A 20,687-nucleotide genomic window follows, 5' to 3' on the forward strand; every position below is an offset into this window, starting at 1 on the left:
GGGGGTGGGTCCACAGGCGAGGGCCACCGAGGAGGGGTTCGCGATGTCGCAGGAATGGTCGCTCACGCAGGGCGCGCAGCCGGTCAAGCGCAAGGGCAAGGCCGCGATCATCACGGGCATCGTGCTTATCGTGCTGGCGCTCGTGGCGGGCATCGCGGGCATCGCCGGGATCGCGAGCGGCGTGGGCAGCATCGCCAGCGAGAGCACGGAGCCGTTCGCCGCGCCGAACACCATCACCGTCTCGCTCGAGAGCGGCAAGACGTACGTCGTGTACGAGCTCGAGGCCGCCGCCGGCCAGGGGTCGATGCAGATCTCCGACATCACCGTCACCGATCCGTCGGGAGCGACGGTGCCCGTGACGGGCATGGGGTCGTTCGGTCAGGGGTTCAACGAGGGCGCGGATTCGTTCGTCGCCGTCGGGGAGTTCGTCACCTCGACCACGGGCACCTACACGATCGACGTCACCACCGAGGGCACCACGTTCATGGTCGGCCCGAGCCTCGGCTCGTTCATCGGCCTCGGCCTGTCGGGCCTCGCGATCGTGCTCGCTGCGCTGCTCGGCATCGCCGGCGTGATCGTGCTCATCATCGGGCTCGTGCGCCGCGCATCGTCCAAGCCCGCGGCGGTCGGCACCGGCTACCCGGCCGGTGCGGTCACCGCGCAGCCGTACGTCGCCCCCGCGCAGGCGCCCCAGCCGCAGATCTTCGAGCAGCCTGCCTCCGAGCAGGCGCCGGTGCAGCCGTTCGTGACGCCCGCCCCCGCCGCGCCGGTGGCGCCCGCGCCGGCTGCGGCGCTGCCGCCGGCCGGCTGGTACCCGGACCCGGGTCGCCCCGGCGGCCAGCGCTACTGGGACGGCCAGCAGTGGACCGAGCACCAGGCCTGAGGCTCTCGAGTTACTGCCCGACGTGGGGTGATGGAGGCCGCCAACACCCCGCATCGGGCAGTAACTCGCCTCAGGTAAGGGGCAGGTCGACGCGGACGGCGCGGGCGTAGTTGGATCGTCGGATGACCACCGACGCATCTGCCGCACCGTCCCTGCGCACCTGGACGGCGACCACGGTCGCCGACGACGTGCGCGCCGGTCGACTCACGGCGCTCGACGCCACCCGTGAGGCGTTGCGGCGCATCGAGACGCGCGACGGCTCGCTCGGCGCGTTCCAGGTGGTACGCCGCGACGCCGCGGTCCGCGAGGCCGCGGCGCTCGACACCGCGGGCACGGCCGGTCTGCCGCTGGCCGGCGTACCGGTGGCGATCAAGGACAACATCCCGGTCGAGGGCGAGCCGATGCGCGTGGGCTCGGCCGCGACCGAGGGCTACCCGCAGACGGCGTCGCACGAGGTCGTGCGCCGCATCCGCGAGGCCGGCGGCGTGGTCGTCGGCCTCACGCGCGTTCCCGAGCTGTGCGTCTTCGGCGCGACCGACTCGGTGTACGGCGTCACCCGCAACCCGTGGGACCCCGAGCGCACGCCGGGCGGGTCGTCGGGCGGCTCGGCCGCGGCGGTTGCGTCCGGGCAGGTGCCGGTGGCACACGGGAACGACGGCATGGGCTCGGTGCGGATCCCGGCTGCGTGCACGGGCATCGTCGGCATCAAGCCCGGGGGCGGCGTCGTGCCGTGCGACCTCGGTGAGACCGACTGGTACGGCCTGTCGGAGAACGGCGCGCTCGGCACCACGGTGGCCGACACCGCGCTGCTGCTGTCGGTGCTGGCGGGCGACCCCTCGCTCGCGGTGCTCGGCGACGTGCCGACCCTGCGCATCGCGGTCTCGACCAGGCCGCCGGTGCAGGGCGTGAAGGTCGACCGCGAGCACGTGCGCGCCCTGTTCGCCACCGCCGCGGCGCTCATGCGCGACGGGCACGACGTCGAGCGGCACGACCCGACGTACCCCAACTCCGCGGCGGTCGCCGGGCTCGCACGGTGGTTCGCCGGCACGTGGGCCGACGCCGAGAAGCTCGACCCGGCTCTGCTCGAGCCCCGCGTCCGCTCGCACGCCGCGCTCGGCAAGCAGGTCGTCGAGCGCGGGATGCTCGCCGAGGAGCCGCGCGATGCATGGAAGCAGAAGGCCGGTGAGCTGCTCTCGACGTACGACGTTCTCATGACACCGGTGCTCGCGCAGCCGCCGCTGGAGGCCAAGCGCTGGAGCGAGACGAACTGGGCGACGACGATGGCGGCCAACGTGCGCTACGCGCCGTTCTCCGCGCCGTGGAACGTCGCATCGTTCCCGGCGATGTCGGTGCCCGCGGGCGTCCACCCGACGGCCGGCACGCCGATGTCGGTGCAGCTCGTCGCGGCACCCGGCAAGGAGCACCTGCTGCTCGACCTCGCCGCCCGCATCGAGACCCTGCGCCCCTGGCAGCGCACCGCCCCCGGCTACCTCTAGATCCCTGCCGCTCTTTCCGGAAGGGTGCCCCCACGGACCTCAGAGGCCCGCATGCTTCCCCAACGATCGGACTCAGAGAGCTGTGGCGGCTGTTGCCGCACCCTCCGCTGACGCGACGACGGACGCCACCGACTTCCGGGCCCCGCCCGAGATGTTCCACCGTGCCATGCGGGCGATCGACGCGGGCGACGGCGGGAGGTGACCGAGCTGCGTCATCATCCCGAGGTCGTCGCGCACGGCGCTGTGCTCGGCGTGCAGGCCGTCGCGAAGGCGGAACACGTGAGCCTGGCGTACGGCGAACTCGCGGCCCGTGGCCGGGAACGACACCGGAGCACCGCCCGGGGGGAAGACGACGAAGGGCCCGGTCTGCCGGCCGCGCATCCAGACGTGGGCGAACGTCGCGTGCTCGTCGCTGCTTCCTTCGATGAGATCGAAGGAGAGGTCGCTGAAGGCCGAGCGCAGCCACGCGCTCGTGGCCATGAACCCGGGTACGCCGTGCTGAGCCGCTGCCGGGGGCTCGTCCACTGCCATGTGGTTGAGGTGGTCGGGGTGCAGGCAGGCGCGTGCTGCCTCGACGTCGCCGTCCGCCATCGCACGGAGATGCGTCATCGCCAGGTCGAGGGAATCCACAAGTGCTCCTTGCCCGCCGGGCGCCCCACGAACGAGGAGGCATCCGCGCCCCGAGCTCCGTCGCACCAGGGTGAGGGCTCCCGGCGATCCGCGCAGCCGTATGGCATTGTCCGTCGACTACGCGAGCGACCAGTCGACCGGGTCCGAGCCCTGCTCGGCGAGCAGGGCGTTGGCGCGGCTGAACGGGCGTGATCCGAAGAAACCGCCGCGCGCCGAGAGCGGCGACGGGTGCACGCTGGCAACGATCGGCGTCGACCCGAGCATCGGCGCGAGGTTCTGCGCGTCACGGCCCCAGAGGATCGCGACGAGCGGCTGCGGCCGCTCGACCAGGGCCCGGATCGCCTGAGCCGTCACGGCTTCCCAGCCCTTGCCGCGGTGCGAGCCGGGCTTGCCCGGCGACACCGTGAGCACCCGGTTGAGCAGCAGCACGCCGTGGTCGGCCCAGGGCGAGAGGTCGCCGGACGCCGGCCGCGCGACGCCGAGATCGTCGACGAGCTCGGTGTAGATGTTCTGCAGGCTGCGCGGCACCGGCCGCACCTCCGGGTCGACCGAGAAGGACAGCCCGACGGCGTGGCCCGGCGTCGGGTACGGGTCCTGGCCGACGATCAGCACGCGTACGGCGTCCAGCGGCCGGGTGAAGGCGCGCAGCACGTTCTCGCCGGCCGGGAAGTAGCCGCGCCCGGCGGCGACCTCCGCGCGCAGGAACTCGCCCATCCGCGCGATGTCGTCGGCCACCGGCTCGAGGGCGACGGCCCAGCCCGGGTCGACGAGCTCGGTCAGCGGTCGCGCGGTCACAGCGCAATCCTGCCCGACTCCAGGGAGATCAGTCTCAGCCGATCGGGTCTTCGGGGAGGGCGAGGTTCTTGTTGCTGTACCGGTCGTCGCCCGTCACCTCGGCGGTGATCGTGAGCCATGGCGGGAAGTCGATCGCGGCGCCCATGTCGTCGGTGCCGGGCAGCTCGACCTCCAGCAGCCACAGCGTGCGCGGCGACTCGAGGTGGTCGACCTCGATCGTGCGCCCGGCGTACGGCACGACCCAGCGCGTCTTCACGACCGGGTGCCGTGCGGGATCGCCGCGCCGCAGGAGATCGTCGTACTCCGCCTCGGTGAGCTCGCGCTCGTACTCCTCGACGACGCCGGCGGAGACGCCGACCTTGCGCGTGGTGGTGAGCTGCAGCCGCTCCCCGCCGTCGTCGCGCACGAGGCGCCGGCGTACCCGCTCGGCGCTTCCGTCGTCGGTGGCGAGGTAGGTCTGCACGATGTGCGACACGGACGAGGCAGCGGCGTCGAGGGCAGCGACGTCCGGGTCGGCGAGCAGGAACTTGCGCTCGATCTCGTACGGGACCTCGGCCATGCGGCCATCCTGCCGCAGCCCGGCTTCAGTCGGGCTTTCGGGCGAGGTACGTGAACGCGACCGGGAGAGGCTGCGGCGGCTCACCGGGGTTGGTGCCCCGGCCCAGCAGGAAGCGGTGCAGGCCGTCGTCGCCCTGGGTGAGGACCTCGTCGCCGCGCGGGTTGAACGCGATGGCGTCGTGCTCGTCGAGGTGCTCCAGGGTGAGCCCCGCGCGCAGGCCGCCCATGACGACGTCGGCGATGGAGTGCGCGAACGACGTCGTCGTGCTCTCGTTCGTGTCGGTGGGGTCGGCGTACGAGCCGGCGCCGGTGTAGGTCAAGGCGACGCCGCCGCCGTACGGGAAGTCGCACACGACCTCGGGGGAGAGCGAGTCGAACATCTGGTACGCCGGATGCAGCTCCACCATCACGAGCACGCCTCCGGGCCGGAGCGCGAGGGCCACCTGGCGCATCCAGAGGTCGAGGTCGTCGATCCAGCAGATCGCGCCGATGGTCGCGTAGACGATGTCGAAGCGTCCGTGCAGGGACGGCGGCAGGTCGCGCGCGTCGGTCTCGACCGTCTCGATCGTGACGCCGACGCGCGCCGCGAGGTCGTGCGCACGCCCGAGCGCGGCGGCGGAGTAGTCGGCACAGGTCACGCGCGCGCCGGCCCGCGCCATGACCACGCCGTCCACGCCGATGTGGCTCTGCAGGTGCAGCACGTACCTGCCCGGCAGAGCGGCGAGCGGGGTGCCGGCGTCCGCGCCGGTGGCGTGGGCGAGCGCCTGCTCCTCGAGCGTCGTCAGCAGGGTGCCGCCGGCCACCACGTCGTCGAGCAGGTAGTAGCGGTCTCCGGGCGTGGTGCCATGGGTGGCGGCCGCGCCGTCCCAGTAGTTCTTGGTGCTCGGGTCGACGACGAGGTCAGGGCTCATGCCGCGCAGTCTGCCGCGTGCGCGCGACCGACGTCGCCCTGGTTGTCTCCGTGCGCCCTCGTGCACAGCAGGGTCGCGGTCAGGCGGGTGGGGCCTCGGGCTCGGTCGCGGGGTCGAGGTGCGGAGCCGTCGCAGCCTGGGCCTTCGCGCGGCCCAGGGTCTCTGGCATCGTCGCCGACATCGCGAGGGTGATCAGCATGATCACGGCACCGATGGTGAACCCGAGGCTGTAGGACTTCGTGGAGTCGACGATAGCGCCGACGATGAGCGGTCCGGCGATGGCGCCGACGTCGCTCATCATCTGGAACGTCGCGACCACAGGACCTTCACGGCGGCCGCCGGTGATGTCGCCGACCACCGCGGACGGCCCGGCGCCCAGGTAGGCCGACCCTGCGCCCAGCACGGCCATGGCGCCGAGGAACGCCCAGAGACTGCCGGTCAGGGCGAGCGCCAGGAAGCCGATGGCCGTGATCCCCGTCCCGAGCATGAGCGCGATCCGGCGGCCTTGGGTGTCGGTGGTGCGCCCGGCTCGTGAGAGCAGAGGCGCCTGCACGGCTGCGGAGGCGAGCGCGCCGTACCCGGCCCAGGCCGGGTCGAGGCCGAGGCTGTTGACGACGAACAGCGGGACGATGGCCGAACGCAGCCCGAACGCGGTGAAGCCGCTGCCGAAGTTGACGACGAGGGCGGTGACATAGGCGCGGTCGCGCACCGCCTGCCGCATGATCGCCCAGCCGGAACGGCCCGCGGCCGCGGCTGCGTTCGACGGCTTCTCCGGTGCATCGAGCAGACGTGTACGGGACATCGTCGTGATGACCACGACGACCGCGGCGCCGAGGGTCGCGGCGTACACGAAGAACGGCAGCCGGATGGAGATCCCGAGGACGATGCCGCCGACGGCCGGGCCGGTGACCCCACCGAGCAGGAACCCGCCCTGGAACGCTGCGGCAGCCCGGCCGCGCTGCTCGGGCGCGGCGACGCGGATCAGCAGCGCGAGGGCCGACACGGTGAACATCGCGGAGCCGAGGCCGCCGATCCCTCGCAGCACCAGCAGTTGCGCGAACGAGGTGGACAGGCCGGCGAACGCCGACGAGACCGCGACGATCGTGAGACCCACGATCAGCGTCATGCGCTCACCGACCCGGTCGACGATCCAACCGGCAGGAAGCGCGCCGATCAGGCGCATGAGTGCGAAGACCGACACGACCGAGGCGGCCCAGAACGCCGTGACCTCGAACTGCTGGGCGAAGATCGGGATGGCCGGGGCGACGATGCCGAAGCCGAGCGCGACGCAGAAGGCGACCGCGGCCAGCACCGCGACCTCGCGCGGCAGCCCCTCGAGCCACGGCAGGCTGCGCACGCGCGATCCGAGGGTGCGACGGGTGCCGGGCTCGCTCATCGCGGAGTCACGCAGTCGCCAGGCACGTCGCGCATCCTCTCACCCGCGTCGCCAACGGTTTGCGATGAAGGGGGCCTTCGTTGCTCAGAGCGCAACAAACTGGGCATTCACGCGGACGGCGGCTCCCTGGCGTCCGTCCGCCTCTTGCTTGGCTTCCCTGCATGCCACGGTCCGGCTGTGGGCAGCACATGAACGGACGTGTCCGCCGAAGGCAGTGGAAGCTCATCGATCGGGAAAGAGAGGGTCAGGCGGAGCGGCGGCGTCCTCCGGAGCGGCGCTTGAGGTAGTCGCTGACGACGTAGTCGCCGAGACGGTCGCCCTCGGGGGCCAGCACGCGGCCACCGTTGCGGCGCGCGATGTCGTCGAGGAAGCGGGCGAGGCGCGGCTCGTGGCCGAGGCGGAAGAACGACAGCGGGACGCCGCGGCGCGTCATCTTGTCGACCTCGGCCAGCGTGAGCTCGATCGTCTCCGGCCCCGGCGGCCACTGGAACCACCACTCGCCATCACGGTCGAGGTGAGCCGTCGGCTCGCCGTCGGTCACCACGAGCACGACGGGCTCCGCGTCCGGATGCTTGTCGAGGAAGCGCCCGGCGAGCATCAGCGCGTGCTGCAGGTTGGTGCCCTGCACCTCGTTGGCATCGAGGTCGGGCAGCTCGTGCGGCGCGATGCGCCGGGCGAGGTTGGCGAACGCGATGATCTCGACGGCGTCGAGCGGGAACTGCGTCGTGGCGAGCGCGTGCAGCGCCATCGCCGTGGTCTTCGCCGTACGCCAGGTGTCGTTCATGACCATCGAGAACGACTGGTCGACCAGCAGCACCACCGCCGCGCGGGTGCGGCGCTCGGTCTCGCGGATCTCGAAGTCCTCCGGCCGCAGCAGCGGTCCGTCGCTGTCGACCATGCGACGGCGTACGGCGTTCGACACCGTCTTGACGACGTCGAGCGGCTGCTCGTCGCCGAAGCGCCACTCGCGCGTCGTGCCCGTGAGCTCGCCCGCGGCACCGGCGTCGTGGACGTCGTGGTCGCCGCGGCCGCCGGACTCGAGCGATGCGAACACCCGGCGCAGGGCTGTCTGCCCGATGCGACGGATCGCCTTGGCGGTCAGCTCGATCTCGCCGCCCTTGCGCGTGAGGTAGCCCTGCCGCTCGAGCTCGCGCTCGATCTCCTGCAGCCGCTTGAGGTCGTCGACGGCCTGGCGCCCCAGGGCGCGGGCGACAGCCTCCTCGTCGACGTCATCGAGCGAGGCGCCGGCGTAGTCCTGCCCGAGGGCCTCGGAGAGGGCGTCGAGGTCGGCGAGGTCGGCGAGCGCCTCGGTGGCGTCGCCGAGCCCGAGCGGCTCGTCGCCGCGCAGCCGCTGCCGCCCGCTCCAGGGGAGATCGGGCCGCATCGCGCGCAGGTTGTCGGTGAGGCGCCCCATCTCCGACGCGAGATCCATGTCGCCGAGGGCGTCGGCCATCAGCTCGGCGAGCTCCTGGCGCTGCTCGGGCGTCATCGACTCGAGCATGCGCTGCATCGCGGCGGCCTGGCGCGCGAGCTGGTCGAGCAGCTGCTCGATGTTCTCGGGGTTCTCGGGGAAGAACTCGCCGTGCTCGTCCATGAAATCGGCGAAGTCCTGCTCGGTGTCCTCGCCCCGCGCGTGCTTCTCGAGCATCTGGTTGAGGTCGGCCATCATGTTCTTCAGACGCTCGCGCGACTCCGACCCGGCCGGGTCCTGCAGGGCCTGCTTCATGCCGCGGAACTGCTGGTCGAGCACGTCGCGGCGCAGCATGTCCTTCAGGTCGTCGAACGTCTGCCGCGCCTCGGGCGAGCGCCAGTCGTACTCGGACAGCTCGCGCACCGCCCGCGACGTTGACGACGGCAGGTTGTCGAGCTGCGTCTCGCGGAAACGGGCGTCGTCCGACGGGTCGGGGAACAGCGCCTGCTTCTCCCGCTCCACGGCCCGGTCGAGCATCTCGGCGGCCTTCTCGAGCATGCCGTCCATGCGGCCGGACCGCTCGAGCGAGCGCCGCCGCTGCTGCACCTTGCGCATGAGGTCGTCGAGACCTCGGACGCCGTCGGCGCCGCGCTGCAGCAGGTCGCGGACGGCGTCGCGCACGTCGAGGCCGTCGAGCACGCGGTCGCCGAGCTCGTCGACGGCGCGGCCGGCGTCGTACGGCGCAGCCAGGGGATCGGGCCCGTCGTCATACGCGCCGTAGCGGAAGCGGTTCATCGCCTCAGGCTCCGCCGTAGACCGCGCGGCCACCGCCGGGCACCTCGTCCTTGGAGATGCGCCGCGTCAGGTAGAGGCCCTCGAGCACCGTCTCGAGGCACGCGGCCACGATGCCCGGCGACTCGCCGCCGGAGTCCTCGCCCTCGAGCGCGGCCACGATGCGGCCGAGGCCTTCGACCGGGCCGACCCGACGCAGGATCTCCTCGCTCGTGACGAGGTCGCCGACCTCGATGGACGTGCCCTCGTCGAAGCGCGTGATCAGTGCTGCGAGGTCGACGCCGCCGAGCCGCGCTCGGAACGTCTCGGCCACCGCGCGCTTCAACAGGTGCTGCAGCACCTCCTCCTCGCGGCCCTCCTCGCTCACCTCGAACTCGACCTTGCCGCGCAGCGTCGGCACCACGGCCGGCAGGTCGCCGACGCGCGCGACGCCGAGCGCCTCGCCGGTGATGGCCGCGCGCCGCAGCGCGCTCGCCGCGAGCGACTCGGCTGCCGCCACCGAGAACCGCGCCGAGACGCCGGAGCGCTGATCGACGGCGGTCGACTCGCGGACGAGCCGCGTGAAGCGGGAGACCACCTCGAGCAGGTGGTGCGGCACCTGTGCCTGGAGGTCTGCCTCCTGGCGCACGAGCGAGATCTCGTCGGCGAGGCGCAGCGGGTAGTGGGTGCGGATCTCGGCGCCGAAGCGGTCCTTCAGCGGCGTGATGATCCGGCCACGGTTGGTGTAGTCCTCGGGGTTCGCGCTCGCGACGAGCATGAGGTCGAGGGGGAGGCGCAGCGCGTAGCCGCGCACCTGGATGTCGCGCTCCTCCAGCACGTTGAGCAGCGACACCTGGATGCGCTCGGCGAGGTCGGGCAGCTCGTTGATGGCGAAGATGCCGCGGTTGGTGCGCGGCACGAGGCCGTAGTGGATCGTCTCGGGGTCGCCGAGGGTGCGGCCCTCGGCCACCTTCACCGGATCGACGTCGCCGATGAGGTCGCCCACGCTGGTGTCGGGCGTGGCGAGCTTCTCGCCGTACCTCGCCGAGCGGTGCAGCCATCCGACGGCGGTCGCGTCGCCGTGCGTCGCGACCTGGCGCTTGGCCCAGACCGAGACGGGGTCGTACGGGTGCTCGTTCAGCTCGCTGCCCTCGAGCACCGGGGTCCACTCGTCGAGCAGGCCGACGAGGGTCCGCAGCAGGCGCGTCTTGCCCTGCCCGCGCTCGCCGAGGAGCACGAGGTCGTGGCCCGCGAGGATCGCGCGCTCGAGCTGCGGGCGCACGGTGTCCTCGATGCCGACGACGCCCGGGAAGGGGTCCTCGCCGGCGACGAGGCGCGCCACGAGGTTGGTGCGCAGCTCGGCCTTGACCGTGCGGTGCTCGTGCCCGGATGCCCGCAGGGCGCCGAGCGTGCGGGGGAGATCGGCGGGGGCGTCGGGGACGCGCAGATCGGTCACCTCACGACCGTACGTCGCCGCACCGACGAGCGCACCAGGTCGGCCGTACGCCGAACGCAGAGCGACCACGGGAATACGGGTCGCAGGCTCCGCTGAACCTGCGTGGCGCGACCGCGCCGGCGTTACAGCGGCGTCACCGGAACAGGTGGTGCACGGACGGGTGATGTTTGCTGAACGAGACCCGCGCGCTGGGCCAGGATGTGCGCGTGACCTCCCTGGCCGTGACCACGCGCACCGGCGACGGCCTCGCCCTCGGTCCCGACCTGGTCGACGCCGCCCGCCGAGCCGTCGCCTCCGCGCTCGCCCAGCTGGGCCCCGGCCCTGCCCCGGACCTCGCCCTCGTCTGGGTCTCGGGAGGGACTCCGGAGCAGACCGACGCCGCGCTGAAGGTCGCCTCCTACGGCATCGGCGCGTCCACCACCCTCGGGTGCACGGCGTACGGCGTGATCGGCGCCGGCCGCGCCGTCGAGTCCGATCGCGCCGTCAGCGTCTGGGCTGCACGCCTGCCCGGCGTCAGCCTGCGGTCGTTCCACCTCGAGGTGCTGCGCACCTCGGAGGCGATCGCGGTCGTGGGCATGCCCGAGCGCAGGGTCGACGACGCCGTCGGCGTGCTTCTCGTCGACCCGTGGTCGTTCCCGGTCGACGGCTTCGTCGGCCAGTCGTACGACGTCCTGCGCGGGCTCCCGCTCGTCGGTGGCCTCGCGTCGGGATCGGTCGAGCCGGGCGAAACCCGGCTGCTCGTCGACGGCCGCGTGGTCGACCGGGGCGCCGTCGGCGTCGTGATCGGTGGCGACGTCGCCGTGCGCACCCTGGTGTCGCAGGGCTGCAGGCCGATCGGCAGGCCGATGACGGTCACCGCGGCCGAGGGTCACCGCATCACCGGGCTCGCCGGCCAGTCGCCGCTGGTGCAGGCGGAGGTCGCGATCTCCGAGCTGCCCGAGGACGCCCGCGACATGGCGGTGCACGGCCTGCACCTGGGCGTCGCTATGGACGAGTACGCGCTCGAGCACGGGCGCGGCGACTTCGTCGCCCGCGGCCTCGTCGCGGCCGACGACCTCGACGGCTCGATCTCGGTCGGCGACGTCGTGCCCGTCGGCTCCACGGTGCAGTTCCTGCTCCGCGACGCATCGACCGCGCACGAGGACCTCGCCGACGAGCTCGACGGGCTGCGGCGCGAGATCGGCTTCGAGCGCGTCGCCGGGGCGCTGCTGTTCACCGGCGACGGCCGCGGTCGCGAGCTCTTCGCCTCTGCCGAGCACGACGTCGCGGCCGTGCGCGGCAGCCTCGGCGTCGAGCACGTCGGCGGGTTCTTCGCCTCGGGCGAGATCGGCCCGGTCGGCGGGCGCAACCACGTGCACGGCGTCACGGCGACGGTGCTCGCGTTCGAGGACTCGGCGAGGTGACGCTCGCGCTCGCGCTCGACGTCGGCGGCACGAAGATCGCCGCCGGTCAGGTGCGGCGCGACGGCGAGGTCGTGGGCTACGTCCGCGAGGCCACGCCGCAGACCGACGACCCCGAGGCGGTCTGGCGGGCCGTCGTCGAGGTCCTGGACCGCGTGGTCGACGAGGAGGGCGACGGGTACGACGCGGTCGGCATCGGCTGCGGCGGGCCGATGGAGTGGCCCGCCGGCGTGGTGTCGCCCGGCAACATGGCCGCGTGGCGCGGCTTCCCGCTCCTCGAGAGGGTCCGCGAGCGCTACGCCGGGGACCGCAGGATCGCGATCCACAACGACGCCGTGGCGCTGGCGGTGGCCGAGCACCGCTGGGGTGCGGGTCGCGGCAAGGCGCACGTGCTCGGCATGGTCGTATCGACGGGGGTCGGCGCGGGGCTCGTCCTCGGGGGTCGTCGCGTCGATGGCAAGACCGGGAACGCCGGCCACCTCGGCCACACGATCGTCGCGCCCGACGGCGAGGTCTGCCGGTGCGGTGCGCGCGGCTGTCTCGAGCCGATCGCCCGCGGTCCCGCGATCGCGGCGTACGCCGTCGCCCTCGGATGGCAGGGCGAGCAGACCGGTGTGGCCGTGGCCAGGGGCGCACGCGAGGGCGACCCCGCCTGCCTCGCGGCGTTCGACCGGGCCGGGCGTGCGGTCGGCCAGGCGCTCGCGTCCGCCGCGGCACTGCTCGACCTCGACGTCGCCGTGGTCGGCGGCGGGGTCTCGCAGGCGGGGCACGTGTTCTGGGACCCGCTGCGCGCGTCGTTCCACGAGCACGCCGGCTACGACTTCGTCGAGGGCTGCAGGATCACGCTGCCGATGCTCGGTCCGACGGCTGGAGTCGCCGGCGCCGCCGCCCTGGTGCTGGACGACGGTGCCGGCGGGTAGCTCGGCCGGGTCACCGGGCGGAGCGGGCACGGAATGCGAACACGGCCGACGCGATCCCGAGCGTGAGGGCCACGAGAGCGATGTTCACCGCGAGCGAGTACTGGGGTGCCGGGTCGATGGCGAGGCGCTGCAGCACGTTCACGACGTCGTACAGGTTGGCGACGAGCGACGCCGCGGCCACCAGGGCCGCCGTGACGCCCAGCCCGATCGAGCGCTCGGTCACCGCCCACGCCGCGATCGCGACGGCGATCGACAGCAGCGGGGTGAGGCTGCGGCCGGTGAGATCGCCGTGCAGCAGCGACGGTGCCAGCACCTGGACGCTGATGACCGCGACGAGAGCGATCAGTCCGGTCACGACGAGCGGCTTGACCCGCGCGGGCTCCCCCTGCTGCCCCCGCCGCGCAGCCCAGACGGCGACCGCGGCGTACGCCATCGGCAGGGCGAGCAGCCAGTAGACGTTCACCGGAAGCCCGATCGCGGTGTCGACGAGCCCGCCGAGGTTGGTGGAGTAGATGGCCCCCGGCGCCGAGCCCGTGTCCATGATGTAGAACGGCATGGCGCCGGCCACGGCGAGTGCGAGCGCGAGGAGTGGCACGGAGTACTGCGAACGCATGCTGACCGCTGCGCGGGTGGTGACGGCCTGGCTCATGATGACGATCCCTCCGGTCGTGGAGCCCTGGTGAGCTCCTGTCGGGACGGATCCTTCGGCCGTCGTGCCTCTCCCGTCTGTCTGCCCGCCGACACTTCGACGAGGTCGACCTCGCCCCACCGCAGACGTTGTCTGATGCACTGGTCCTATGACCGTCGAGGTGTCCGTCCGCATCGCCGCGCCGCCGGGGCTCGTCTACTCGCTCGTCGCCGACCTGTCGCGCATGCACGAGTGGAGCCCCGAGACGACTGAAGTGCGGTGGCTCGACGGGGCCACCGGTCCCGTCGTCGGTGCGAGGTTCCGCGGCTCGAACCGCAACGGTCGTCGGGCGTGGTCGACCACGTGCACGATCCTCGCGCTCGACCCGCCGCGCGAGATCGCCTGGCGCGTCTCCGCGTACGGCCTCAGGGTGTCGCGCTGGTCGTACCGCGTCGAGCCCGGCGACGACGGCGGCACGGTCCTCACCGAGTCGACCGACGACGAGCGCACGTCGCTCCTGCGTCTCGCGGCCCCTGCCGCCACCGGGGTGAGCGACCGTGGCGAGCACAACCGGCGCACGATGACCGAGACCCTCGAGCGCATCAGGGCCGCAGCCGAGGCCGGCCGCTGACCGGGACGGCCACCCGTCGCCGGCTGTGGCCCCCGCGCTAGAGCCCGCTGTCGAGCATCGGGTCGACGCCGAATCCGGTGTCGCCGCTGCTGTCGAGGCCGCCGGTACCGCTGCCGAGCAGCCCGCCGCCGAGCAGCCCGCCGCCCAGGTCGTCGAACAGCGAGTCGGGGAGGTCGACGATCGTGCCGGACGGCATCGTGACGCCCTGCTCGCTCATCTCGACGACGAGGGTCATGTCAGGCGCCGAGCCGTCGCCGGTCTGACGCGCGAGCTCGCCCAGCGGGATCTCCATCCTGGTGACCACGCCGTCCTTGACCCACACGTCGACCACGAGCTGCGGGTCGCCGGGGATCTCCGACAGCGCGTCGTCGGGTGCCGACTCGCCGACCAGGTCCTCGACGGCGGGGATGACATCGGCCACGACGGCCTTGATCGGAACAGTGGCGCGGAGGTGGTCGCCGTTGTCGTCCGAGCCCTGCTCGGTCACGGTGACGTGGTCGCGCACGCTCTGCTGGATCTTGTCGGCCAGCGCCTGCACCTTGGCGTCGTCCGGCTTCGGCTGGCTGCCACCGAGGCTCTCGGTCTCCTTCATGAGCTTGCCGAAGGCGGAGTCGGGGCCGGTCGCGATGCGAAGCGGCGATCCTTCGGCGAACTTCACGAAGGCCTCGCCGTCGGGGCCCATCGTCGTTCCGAGCTCGGTCATGCTGTCGAGGAGGCTCTCGACCTCCGGCATCCCGAGCGCCGTGAGGTTCTGCGCGACGACCAACGACTCGGGCGCGACGACGAGATCGACCGCGGCCTCGCCGTTCATGAGCAGCACGTACTGCTGCGTGTCGCTGCCCTTGTCCCAGGCCACGCGCACGGCGCCGTTGTCGAGCATCTCCTGGGCCGCTGCGTCGCCGATGTCGGCGACCCGCACCGACACCGTCATGCTGCCGCTCGGGCGGTCGGTGGTGGCCGACAGCGCACGCTGGAGCTTCACGTCAGGACGGTTGAGCAGCACCGCCGCGGCGACGCCGCCCACGATGAGCAGCAGGACGACGCCCAGCGCCGTGCCCACGAGCCACGGACGCCTGCTGCGCGGGGCGCGAGGCTCGGCCGCGGGCAGGACGTCCGGCGAGCCACCGCCGTGGAGGGTCTCGAGCGGCGACATCGAGGTGGGGGACTCCCAGCTGATCGGCGGCGCGCCGTCGATGCTCTCGCTGCCCGTGCTGCCGTCGCTGTCGGCCATCGCCGTCCCCTGATCGTCGGAGGCGAGGCCGCCTCGAAATCGCACTCCGTCCAGGGTATCGGCGCCTTCCGGACCCACCGGCTCACCCGGACGGGGGATGCCCGGTGACGGACGGGTGTCGGCGAGGCGTCGCGTCACCGCCGCACAGGGGGCGTCAGGGGGTGGGGCGGCGGTGCAGGGTCATCGGGAGGCCGTGCATGGGGCGCAGCGTGACGGCGGCCTGCGTGTCGACCGGCGACCCGGGGACGAGCCTCGCCTCCCAGCGCGCGGCGAGCGTCGCCAGCAGCAGGATCGCCTCGGTCCAGGCGAACTGCTCGCCGATGCAGCGCCGGTTGCCGAACCCGAACGGGATGTAGGCGCCGCGCCGCTGACCGGGCGCGCTCTCGTCGTACGCACCTGCGGCGTCGAGCCAGCGGTCGGGGTTGAACGACGTGGCTCGCGGCCAGAGGTCGGGGTCGCGGTGCATGATCCACGGCGAACCGAGCACGATCGACCCCGACGGCACGTCCCAGTCGCCGAGGCGCATGTCGGTGAGCGTGCGCCGGCCCATGATCCAGGCGGGCGGATAGAGCCGGATCGTCTCGGCGACGACCGCGTGCGTGAACGGCAGGGCCGCGATGTCGCCGATCGTCGCGGGGCGCAGCCCGTCGTCGTACGACGGGTCGCGCAGGACCGCAGTCGCCTCAGCGGCCACACGTCCGGCGACCGTCGGGTGCGCCGACAGCAGCCACCACGCCCACGAGAGGGCCATCGCTGTCGTCTCGTGCCCGGCGAGCACCATCGTCATGACCTCGTCGCGCAGCTGGTCGTCGGTCATCGACTCGCCGAAGCGGTCCGCGCCCTCGGCGTCGCGGGCCTGGATCATCCAGGTGAGCAGGTCGTCGCCCGCCTCGCCCGCGTCGATCTTCGCGCGGTGCTCGTCGATGATCCGCTGGACGACGGCGTCGAGATCCTCCACGCGCGACAGGAGATGGCGGCCCTTGGGCAGCGCCCGCACGAGGCGCTCGTTGCCGATCGCCGTCAGCTGGCCGAAGCCGCTCATCAGCTCTTCGAGGGTGTCGCCGAACGCCTGGGCGTCACCTGTGAGATCGGTGCCGAACAGCGTGCGGCCGACGATCGCGAAGGTCAGCGACGTCATCTCGTCGACCATCTCGACCTGCGCCCCGTCGCGCCACGACGCCTGGTGCCGCAGCGCCTCGCGCACCATGTCGTCGGCGTACGCCGCGATGCGCTGCTTGTGGAACGCCGGCTGCGCGAGCCGGCGCTGGCGCAGGTGGAACTCGCCCTCGCTCGTGAGCAGGCCGTTGCCGAGCAGAGGTCGTGCTGCCTGCAGGCCGCGGCCCTTCATGACCTCGCGCGCGCGGGTCAGGAACACCTCGATGATGAGGTCCGGGTCGCTGAGCAGGTACACGTGCTCGCCGGCCATCTTGTAGTGCGCCACCGGCCCGTGGCCGCGGGCGATGGTCTCGAACAGGCGGTTCGGCGGCTCGCGCCGGCTCAGCAGGGTGAGGACGACGCCGGCGCCCCAGGGGCCGTCGGGGCGCTCGACCTTGTCGAGCCGGCTCTCCGCCGGGGTGGGCGCGTCCTCGCGCGGGCGGCGTCGGGCGGCGGCGCGGGCGGCGGCCTCGCGGGTGCGGCGTCGGTCGGACATCGTGGTCACGGGATCAGGTCTACCCCTCCGCGGCGTACGGCGACACCCGGAGGAGCCGGTCCTGACACGACTCTGACCTCCCCCGGACGCGGCTCCGCCTGGAGCCGGCTGCGTCGGGATGATGGAACCTTTTGTACGGCTCTAGTGGATGAAGTCCCCTACCGGGCGAGGCCTTCGGCCATCGTCGCCCGGCGGGGGCCCAGCCTTCATCGGGAACGGGTCGGGGCGGACGCGGCGGATCTGCCCCGGCGAGCGGCGCAGACAGGCAGACTGCAGGCCGTGATCGAGACGGTGACGGTGCAGGACGTCGAAGCAGCGCGGATCGCCCTCAAGGGGGTCGCGCGGGAGACACCGCTGCGCCCGGCGCGGTGGCTGGCCGACAAGGTCGGCGGCCCGGTGGACCTCAAGTGCGAGAACCTCCAGCGGGCGGGCAGCTTCAAGATCCGCGGTGCGTACACGCGCATGGTGCGGCTCTCGGAGGAGGAGCGTGCGCGCGGCGTCGTGGCCGCGAGCGCCGGCAACCATGCGCAGGGGGTGGCGCTCGCGGCGTCGATGCTCGGCATCTCCGCGACGGTGTTCATGCCGGTGGGCGCGCCGCTGCCGAAGGTGGCTGCGACCCGCGGGTACGGCGCGGAGATCCGCTTCATCGGTACGGCGATCGACGAGTGCCTCGTCGCCGCGCAGGAGTTCGCCGACGAGACGGGCGCGATCCTCATCCACCCGTTCGACCACAAGGACATCGTCGCGGGGCAGGGCACGGTCGGTCTCGAGATCCTCGAGCAGCGCCCGGACGTGAAGACCATCGTCGTGTGCACCGGCGGCGGAGGCCTGCTCGCCGGGATCGCCGTGGCGGTCAAGGCAGTTCGGCCCGACGTCCGCATCGTCGGCGTCCAGGCGGCGGGCGCCGCGGCGTACCCCGGCTCGCTCGCCGTGCACCACCCGGTGTCGCTCGCGTCGATGTCGACGATGGCCGACGGAATCGCCGTGGGGCGGCCGGGCGACGTGCCGTTCGCGCTCATCGACGACCTCGTCGACCAGGTGGTGGTCGTCGACGACGAGACGATCGCCCGTGCCCTGGTCCTCACCCTCGAGCGAGGCAAGCTGGTGGTCGAGCCGGCCGGTGCCGCAGGGCTGGCCGCCGTGCTCGACGACCCGGCGGCGTTCGAGCCGCCCGTGGTCGTCGTGGTGTCGGGCGGCAACGTCGACCCGCTGCTGCTGCTGCGGGTGATCCGGCACGGCCTCGCTGCGGCCGGGCGGTACAGCACCCTCACGGTGCGCATGCCCGACCGGCCGGGCTCGCTCGCCTCGCTCCTCGCAGCCCTCGCGGCGGCGGACGCCAACGTGGTCGAGGTCGAGCACGCGCGGGCCGACCCCAAGCTGCATCTCGACGAGGTGCAGATCGAGGTGCAGGTGGAGACGCGGGGGCCCGAGCACCGGGACGAGGTCCTGGCCCGGCTCGCCCGGGAGGGGTTCCACGTCACCACCGGATAGGGCGCACCGGCCGGCTGCGCTGCCGGGCGCCCGCACCCCGTCGGAAGAATGCCCGGTGGAGAGATGCGATGTACTTTGGCAAGCAGGATTGCCAAAGTAGAAAGAATGGCTTTACAGTCGTCTCATGAACGAGGACCTGAACTCCCTGCGCGACCTGCTCACCCGCGTGGCCTCCGGCGAGGTAGACCCCGCCGAGGCCGCCCGCCTCCTCGACGAGGACCCCTCGGTCCCCACCGTCGACCGCCGCGACGACGTGCGCTCCGAGGCGCCCGTGTCCGCCCTGGCCATCCATGCCGGCGGCGTCAAGCTCACCGTCGTCGCCGACCCGACCGTCGCGACGGCAGTCGCCGACGGACCGCACGCCATCCGGCGCGAGGGCTCGGTCCTCGTGCTCGACGCCCCGAGCGAGGACGGCTACCGCACCACTCCGCCGCCGCGCTTCCTCGGCTGGGTGCCGGCCGCCTGGACCGGCGGACGCGGCCAGAAGGTGATGGTGCGGGTCAACCCCGCGCTCCCGCTCACCGTCGAGGCGACGGCGTGCTCGGTCGACATCACCGGGCTGCGGGCACCGCTCACCCTGGGCGGCAGCGCGTCGGCCGTGAAGGTGCACGACCATGTCGGCGGCCTGCACGGCAGCCTCGCGATGGGCTCGGCCGAGATCGCCGCGACGGTGACCGAGCCGAGCGACCTCGCCTGCGAGCTCGGGAGCCTCGAGCTGCTGCTCGCTCCGGGCTCGGACGTCACCCTGACCGCCACGTGCGACCTCGGCGAGGTGAAGCTGCCGCACGCCGCGTCGCGGGAGGCTGCGTCCGCGCGGCAGACGAGCGTGATCGGGGCCGGCACCCATCCGTTCACGGTGGCGGTGCGCCTCGGCTCGGCCACGGTGGCGGTGGCGTCGTGACCCCCGTCCCGGACGTCACCCGTCGGCCGCCCCGGGCGTGCCCGGTCTGCTCGTCCGAGCTGATCATCACCGGCTGCGGCTGCCCCGAGTGCGGCACCGGCATCTCCGGCGAGTTCCGGATGAGCGCGTACGACGCCCTGACCGACGACGAGCTCGAGATGCTGCGGGTGTTCCTGGTCAGCCGCGGCAACATGCGCGAGCTGGAGAAGCACCTGGGCGTCTCGTACCCGACCACCCGGCAGCGGTTCGCCGACCTGCTGGCCAAGCTCGACCTCGAGGACCCTGCCGAGACCAAGAAGTCGGTCGACCGCGACGCCGTGCTCGCCGACGTCGCCGCCGGTCGCCTGTCGGTCGACGAGGCCGAGAAGCTGCTCACCGACTGAGCGTCCGGGGTGCCCGGCACCCTGGACCTTCACGCGACGTCAACCGTCACGCTCGTTCCGGCACGGGTTCCGCGAGGGGCGAAACCCGTGTGCGCGCACCACCATCGAGGGGAAGGCTCTGCCCATGCCGCATCCACCCGGCGAGGCGGCGATCCACGCCGAGGGCCTCGTGAAGCACTTCGGCGACGTCAAGGCCGTCGACGGGCTCGACCTCACCGTGCCGTACGGCACGGTCTATGGACTGCTCGGCCCCAACGGCGCCGGCAAGACCACCACGGTCCGCATTCTCGCGACGCTGCTCAAGGCCGACGCCGGGAGCACCACGGTCGCGGGCATCGACGTCGCGGCCAAGCCCGACGCCGTACGGCACGAGATCGGCCTCACCGGCCAGTACGCCGCCGTCGACGAGTACCTCACCGGCCGCGAGAACCTCGACATGATCGGGCGGCTCTACCACCTGCCCAAGGCGTACGTGAAGAACCGGGCGGACGAGCTGCTCGAGCGCTTCTCCCTCACCGACGCCGCGGACCGCCCGGCGAAGACCTACAGCGGCGGCATGCGCCGCCGGCTCGACCTGTCGGCGAGCCTCATGGGCAACCCCAAGATCCTGTTCCTCGACGAGCCGACCACCGGTCTCGACCCGCGGTCGCGCCTGCAGATGTGGGAGGTCATCACCGACCTCGTCGCCGACGGCACCACCGTGCTGCTCACGACGCAGTACCTCGAGGAGGCCGACCAGCTCGCCGAGCAGATCGTCGTCATCGACAAGGGCCGGGTCATCGCCAAGGGCACCAGCGACGAGCTCAAGACCCAGGTCGGCGGCGACCGCCTCGAGATCGTCGTCTCGCCGGGCACCGATCTCGAGGCGGCTTCTGGTGCCGTGCGCGCGGTGAGCGACGGCGAGGTGCTCGTCGACGCCGACACCCGCACGCTGCGCTCGCCCGTCTCCGGCGGCTCGACCGTGCTGGTCGAGGCCGTGCGCGCGCTCGACGCGGCCGGCGTGAAGGTCGACGACCTCGCGCTGCGCCGTCCGACCCTGGACGACGTGTTCCTCACCCTCACCGGCCACGCGGCCGAGGAGGAGCCCGCCCCCAGTGCCACAGCCACCGGCCGTCGACGCGGCCGCGCGAAGAAGGAGGCCTGA

19 protein-coding genes are annotated in these 20,687 nt (G+C 72.7%); 9 read left to right on the plus strand and 10 right to left on the minus strand.

What is annotated here, in order from left to right:
• The first annotated feature begins 43 nt into the window (after positions 1-43).
• Both ACFQGU_RS05540 and ACFQGU_RS05545 read left to right on the plus strand, forming a co-directional pair.
• Positions 44-883, plus strand: a complete 840-nt coding sequence (locus ACFQGU_RS05540; protein ID WP_386764535.1) for a DUF2510 domain-containing protein — start codon at positions 44-46, stop codon at positions 881-883.
• A gap of 122 nt (positions 884-1,005) precedes the next feature.
• On the plus strand, positions 1,006-2,379 hold the full coding sequence (locus ACFQGU_RS05545) for an amidase (RefSeq protein ID WP_386764537.1): 1,374 nt from the start codon (positions 1,006-1,008) through the stop codon (positions 2,377-2,379).
• A 72-nt stretch (positions 2,380-2,451) separates the two neighbouring features.
• On the opposite strand, the gene ACFQGU_RS05550 is transcribed toward ACFQGU_RS05545, so the two are convergent.
• The 7 genes from ACFQGU_RS05550 to ACFQGU_RS05580 all read right to left on the minus strand — a co-directional run bounded on the left by ACFQGU_RS05550 (position 2,452) and on the right by ACFQGU_RS05580 (position 10,307).
• Complete coding sequence (locus ACFQGU_RS05550; protein ID WP_386764539.1) at positions 2,452-3,009, minus strand: ester cyclase; 558 nt, start codon at positions 3,007-3,009, stop codon at positions 2,452-2,454.
• A 117-nt stretch (positions 3,010-3,126) separates the two neighbouring features.
• The gene (locus ACFQGU_RS05555; RefSeq protein ID WP_386764541.1) at positions 3,127-3,804 is read right to left on the minus strand and encodes a uracil-DNA glycosylase; all 678 of its coding nucleotides are present in this window, start codon (positions 3,802-3,804) and stop codon (positions 3,127-3,129) included.
• Between the two features lie 34 nt (positions 3,805-3,838).
• Positions 3,839-4,363: a CYTH domain-containing protein gene (locus ACFQGU_RS05560; RefSeq protein ID WP_386764543.1), complete on the minus strand. Its 525-nt coding sequence runs from the start codon at positions 4,361-4,363 to the stop codon at positions 3,839-3,841.
• Positions 4,364-4,388: 25 nt separating this feature from the next.
• Complete coding sequence (locus tag ACFQGU_RS05565; protein WP_386764545.1) at positions 4,389-5,273, minus strand: class I SAM-dependent methyltransferase; 885 nt, start codon at positions 5,271-5,273, stop codon at positions 4,389-4,391.
• 79 nt (positions 5,274-5,352) lie between these two features.
• Positions 5,353-6,669 (minus strand): MFS transporter, encoded by a 1,317-nt coding sequence (locus ACFQGU_RS05570; RefSeq protein WP_386764547.1) that lies wholly within the window; start codon positions 6,667-6,669, stop codon positions 5,353-5,355.
• Positions 6,670-6,913: 244 nt separating this feature from the next.
• Positions 6,914-8,875 carry a VWA domain-containing protein gene (locus tag ACFQGU_RS05575; protein ID WP_386764548.1) on the minus strand — a complete coding sequence of 654 codons (1,962 nt, stop codon included), beginning with the start codon at positions 8,873-8,875 and terminating at the stop codon, positions 6,914-6,916.
• 4 nt (positions 8,876-8,879) lie between these two features.
• Positions 8,880-10,307, minus strand: a complete 1,428-nt coding sequence (locus ACFQGU_RS05580; protein WP_386764550.1) for a sigma 54-interacting transcriptional regulator — start codon at positions 10,305-10,307, stop codon at positions 8,880-8,882.
• 206 nt (positions 10,308-10,513) lie between these two features.
• On the opposite strand from ACFQGU_RS05580, the gene ACFQGU_RS05585 reads away from it, so the two are divergent.
• Complete coding sequence (locus ACFQGU_RS05585) at positions 10,514-11,710, plus strand: FIST signal transduction protein (RefSeq protein WP_386764552.1); 1,197 nt, start codon at positions 10,514-10,516, stop codon at positions 11,708-11,710.
• Positions 11,707-12,627 (plus strand): ROK family protein, encoded by a 921-nt coding sequence (locus tag ACFQGU_RS05590; RefSeq protein WP_386764554.1) that lies wholly within the window; start codon positions 11,707-11,709, stop codon positions 12,625-12,627. Before ACFQGU_RS05585 ends, ACFQGU_RS05590 begins: the two co-directional genes overlap by 4 nt.
• 10 nt (positions 12,628-12,637) lie before the next feature.
• Here the strand turns inward: ACFQGU_RS05590 and ACFQGU_RS05595 are convergent, their stop codons facing one another.
• Positions 12,638-13,276 carry a hypothetical protein gene (locus ACFQGU_RS05595; RefSeq protein WP_386764555.1) on the minus strand — a complete coding sequence of 213 codons (639 nt, stop codon included), beginning with the start codon at positions 13,274-13,276 and terminating at the stop codon, positions 12,638-12,640.
• Between the two features lie 148 nt (positions 13,277-13,424).
• Here ACFQGU_RS05595 and ACFQGU_RS05600 point away from each other — a divergent pair, with 148 nt between their 5' ends.
• A complete protein-coding gene (locus tag ACFQGU_RS05600) occupies positions 13,425-13,886 on the plus strand; it encodes an SRPBCC family protein (protein WP_386764557.1) in 462 nt (153 codons plus the stop codon).
• Between the two features lie 37 nt (positions 13,887-13,923).
• On the opposite strand, the gene ACFQGU_RS05605 is transcribed toward ACFQGU_RS05600, so the two are convergent.
• Together ACFQGU_RS05605 and ACFQGU_RS05610 are read right to left on the minus strand one after the other, a co-directional pair.
• Positions 13,924-15,117: a hypothetical protein gene (locus ACFQGU_RS05605; protein WP_386764559.1), complete on the minus strand. Its 1,194-nt coding sequence runs from the start codon at positions 15,115-15,117 to the stop codon at positions 13,924-13,926.
• 154 nt (positions 15,118-15,271) lie between these two features.
• Positions 15,272-16,768, minus strand: coding sequence for a cytochrome P450 (locus ACFQGU_RS05610; protein WP_386768166.1), 1,497 nt, complete (start codon positions 16,766-16,768; stop codon positions 15,272-15,274).
• Between the two features lie 279 nt (positions 16,769-17,047).
• Here ACFQGU_RS05610 and ilvA point away from each other — a divergent pair, with 279 nt between their 5' ends.
• The 4 genes from ilvA (at position 17,048) to ACFQGU_RS05630 (ending at position 20,687) form a co-directional block, all read left to right on the plus strand.
• Positions 17,048-18,259, plus strand: coding sequence for a threonine ammonia-lyase (gene ilvA, locus ACFQGU_RS05615; protein ID WP_386764561.1), 1,212 nt, complete (start codon positions 17,048-17,050; stop codon positions 18,257-18,259).
• Between the two features lie 124 nt (positions 18,260-18,383).
• Positions 18,384-19,160 carry a hypothetical protein gene (locus ACFQGU_RS05620; protein WP_386764563.1) on the plus strand — a complete coding sequence of 259 codons (777 nt, stop codon included), beginning with the start codon at positions 18,384-18,386 and terminating at the stop codon, positions 19,158-19,160.
• Positions 19,157-19,543, plus strand: a complete 387-nt coding sequence (locus tag ACFQGU_RS05625) for a DUF2089 domain-containing protein (RefSeq protein WP_386764565.1) — start codon at positions 19,157-19,159, stop codon at positions 19,541-19,543. The genes ACFQGU_RS05620 and ACFQGU_RS05625 overlap by 4 nt, the downstream gene beginning before the upstream one ends.
• Positions 19,544-19,667: 124 nt before the next feature.
• Positions 19,668-20,687 carry an ATP-binding cassette domain-containing protein gene (locus ACFQGU_RS05630; RefSeq protein WP_386764567.1) on the plus strand — a complete coding sequence of 340 codons (1,020 nt, stop codon included), beginning with the start codon at positions 19,668-19,670 and terminating at the stop codon, positions 20,685-20,687.

The organism is Longivirga aurantiaca, assembly GCF_042660085.1.
GTDB classification, from domain to species: Bacteria; Actinomycetota; Actinomycetes; order S36-B12; family CAIYMF01; genus Longivirga; species Longivirga aurantiaca.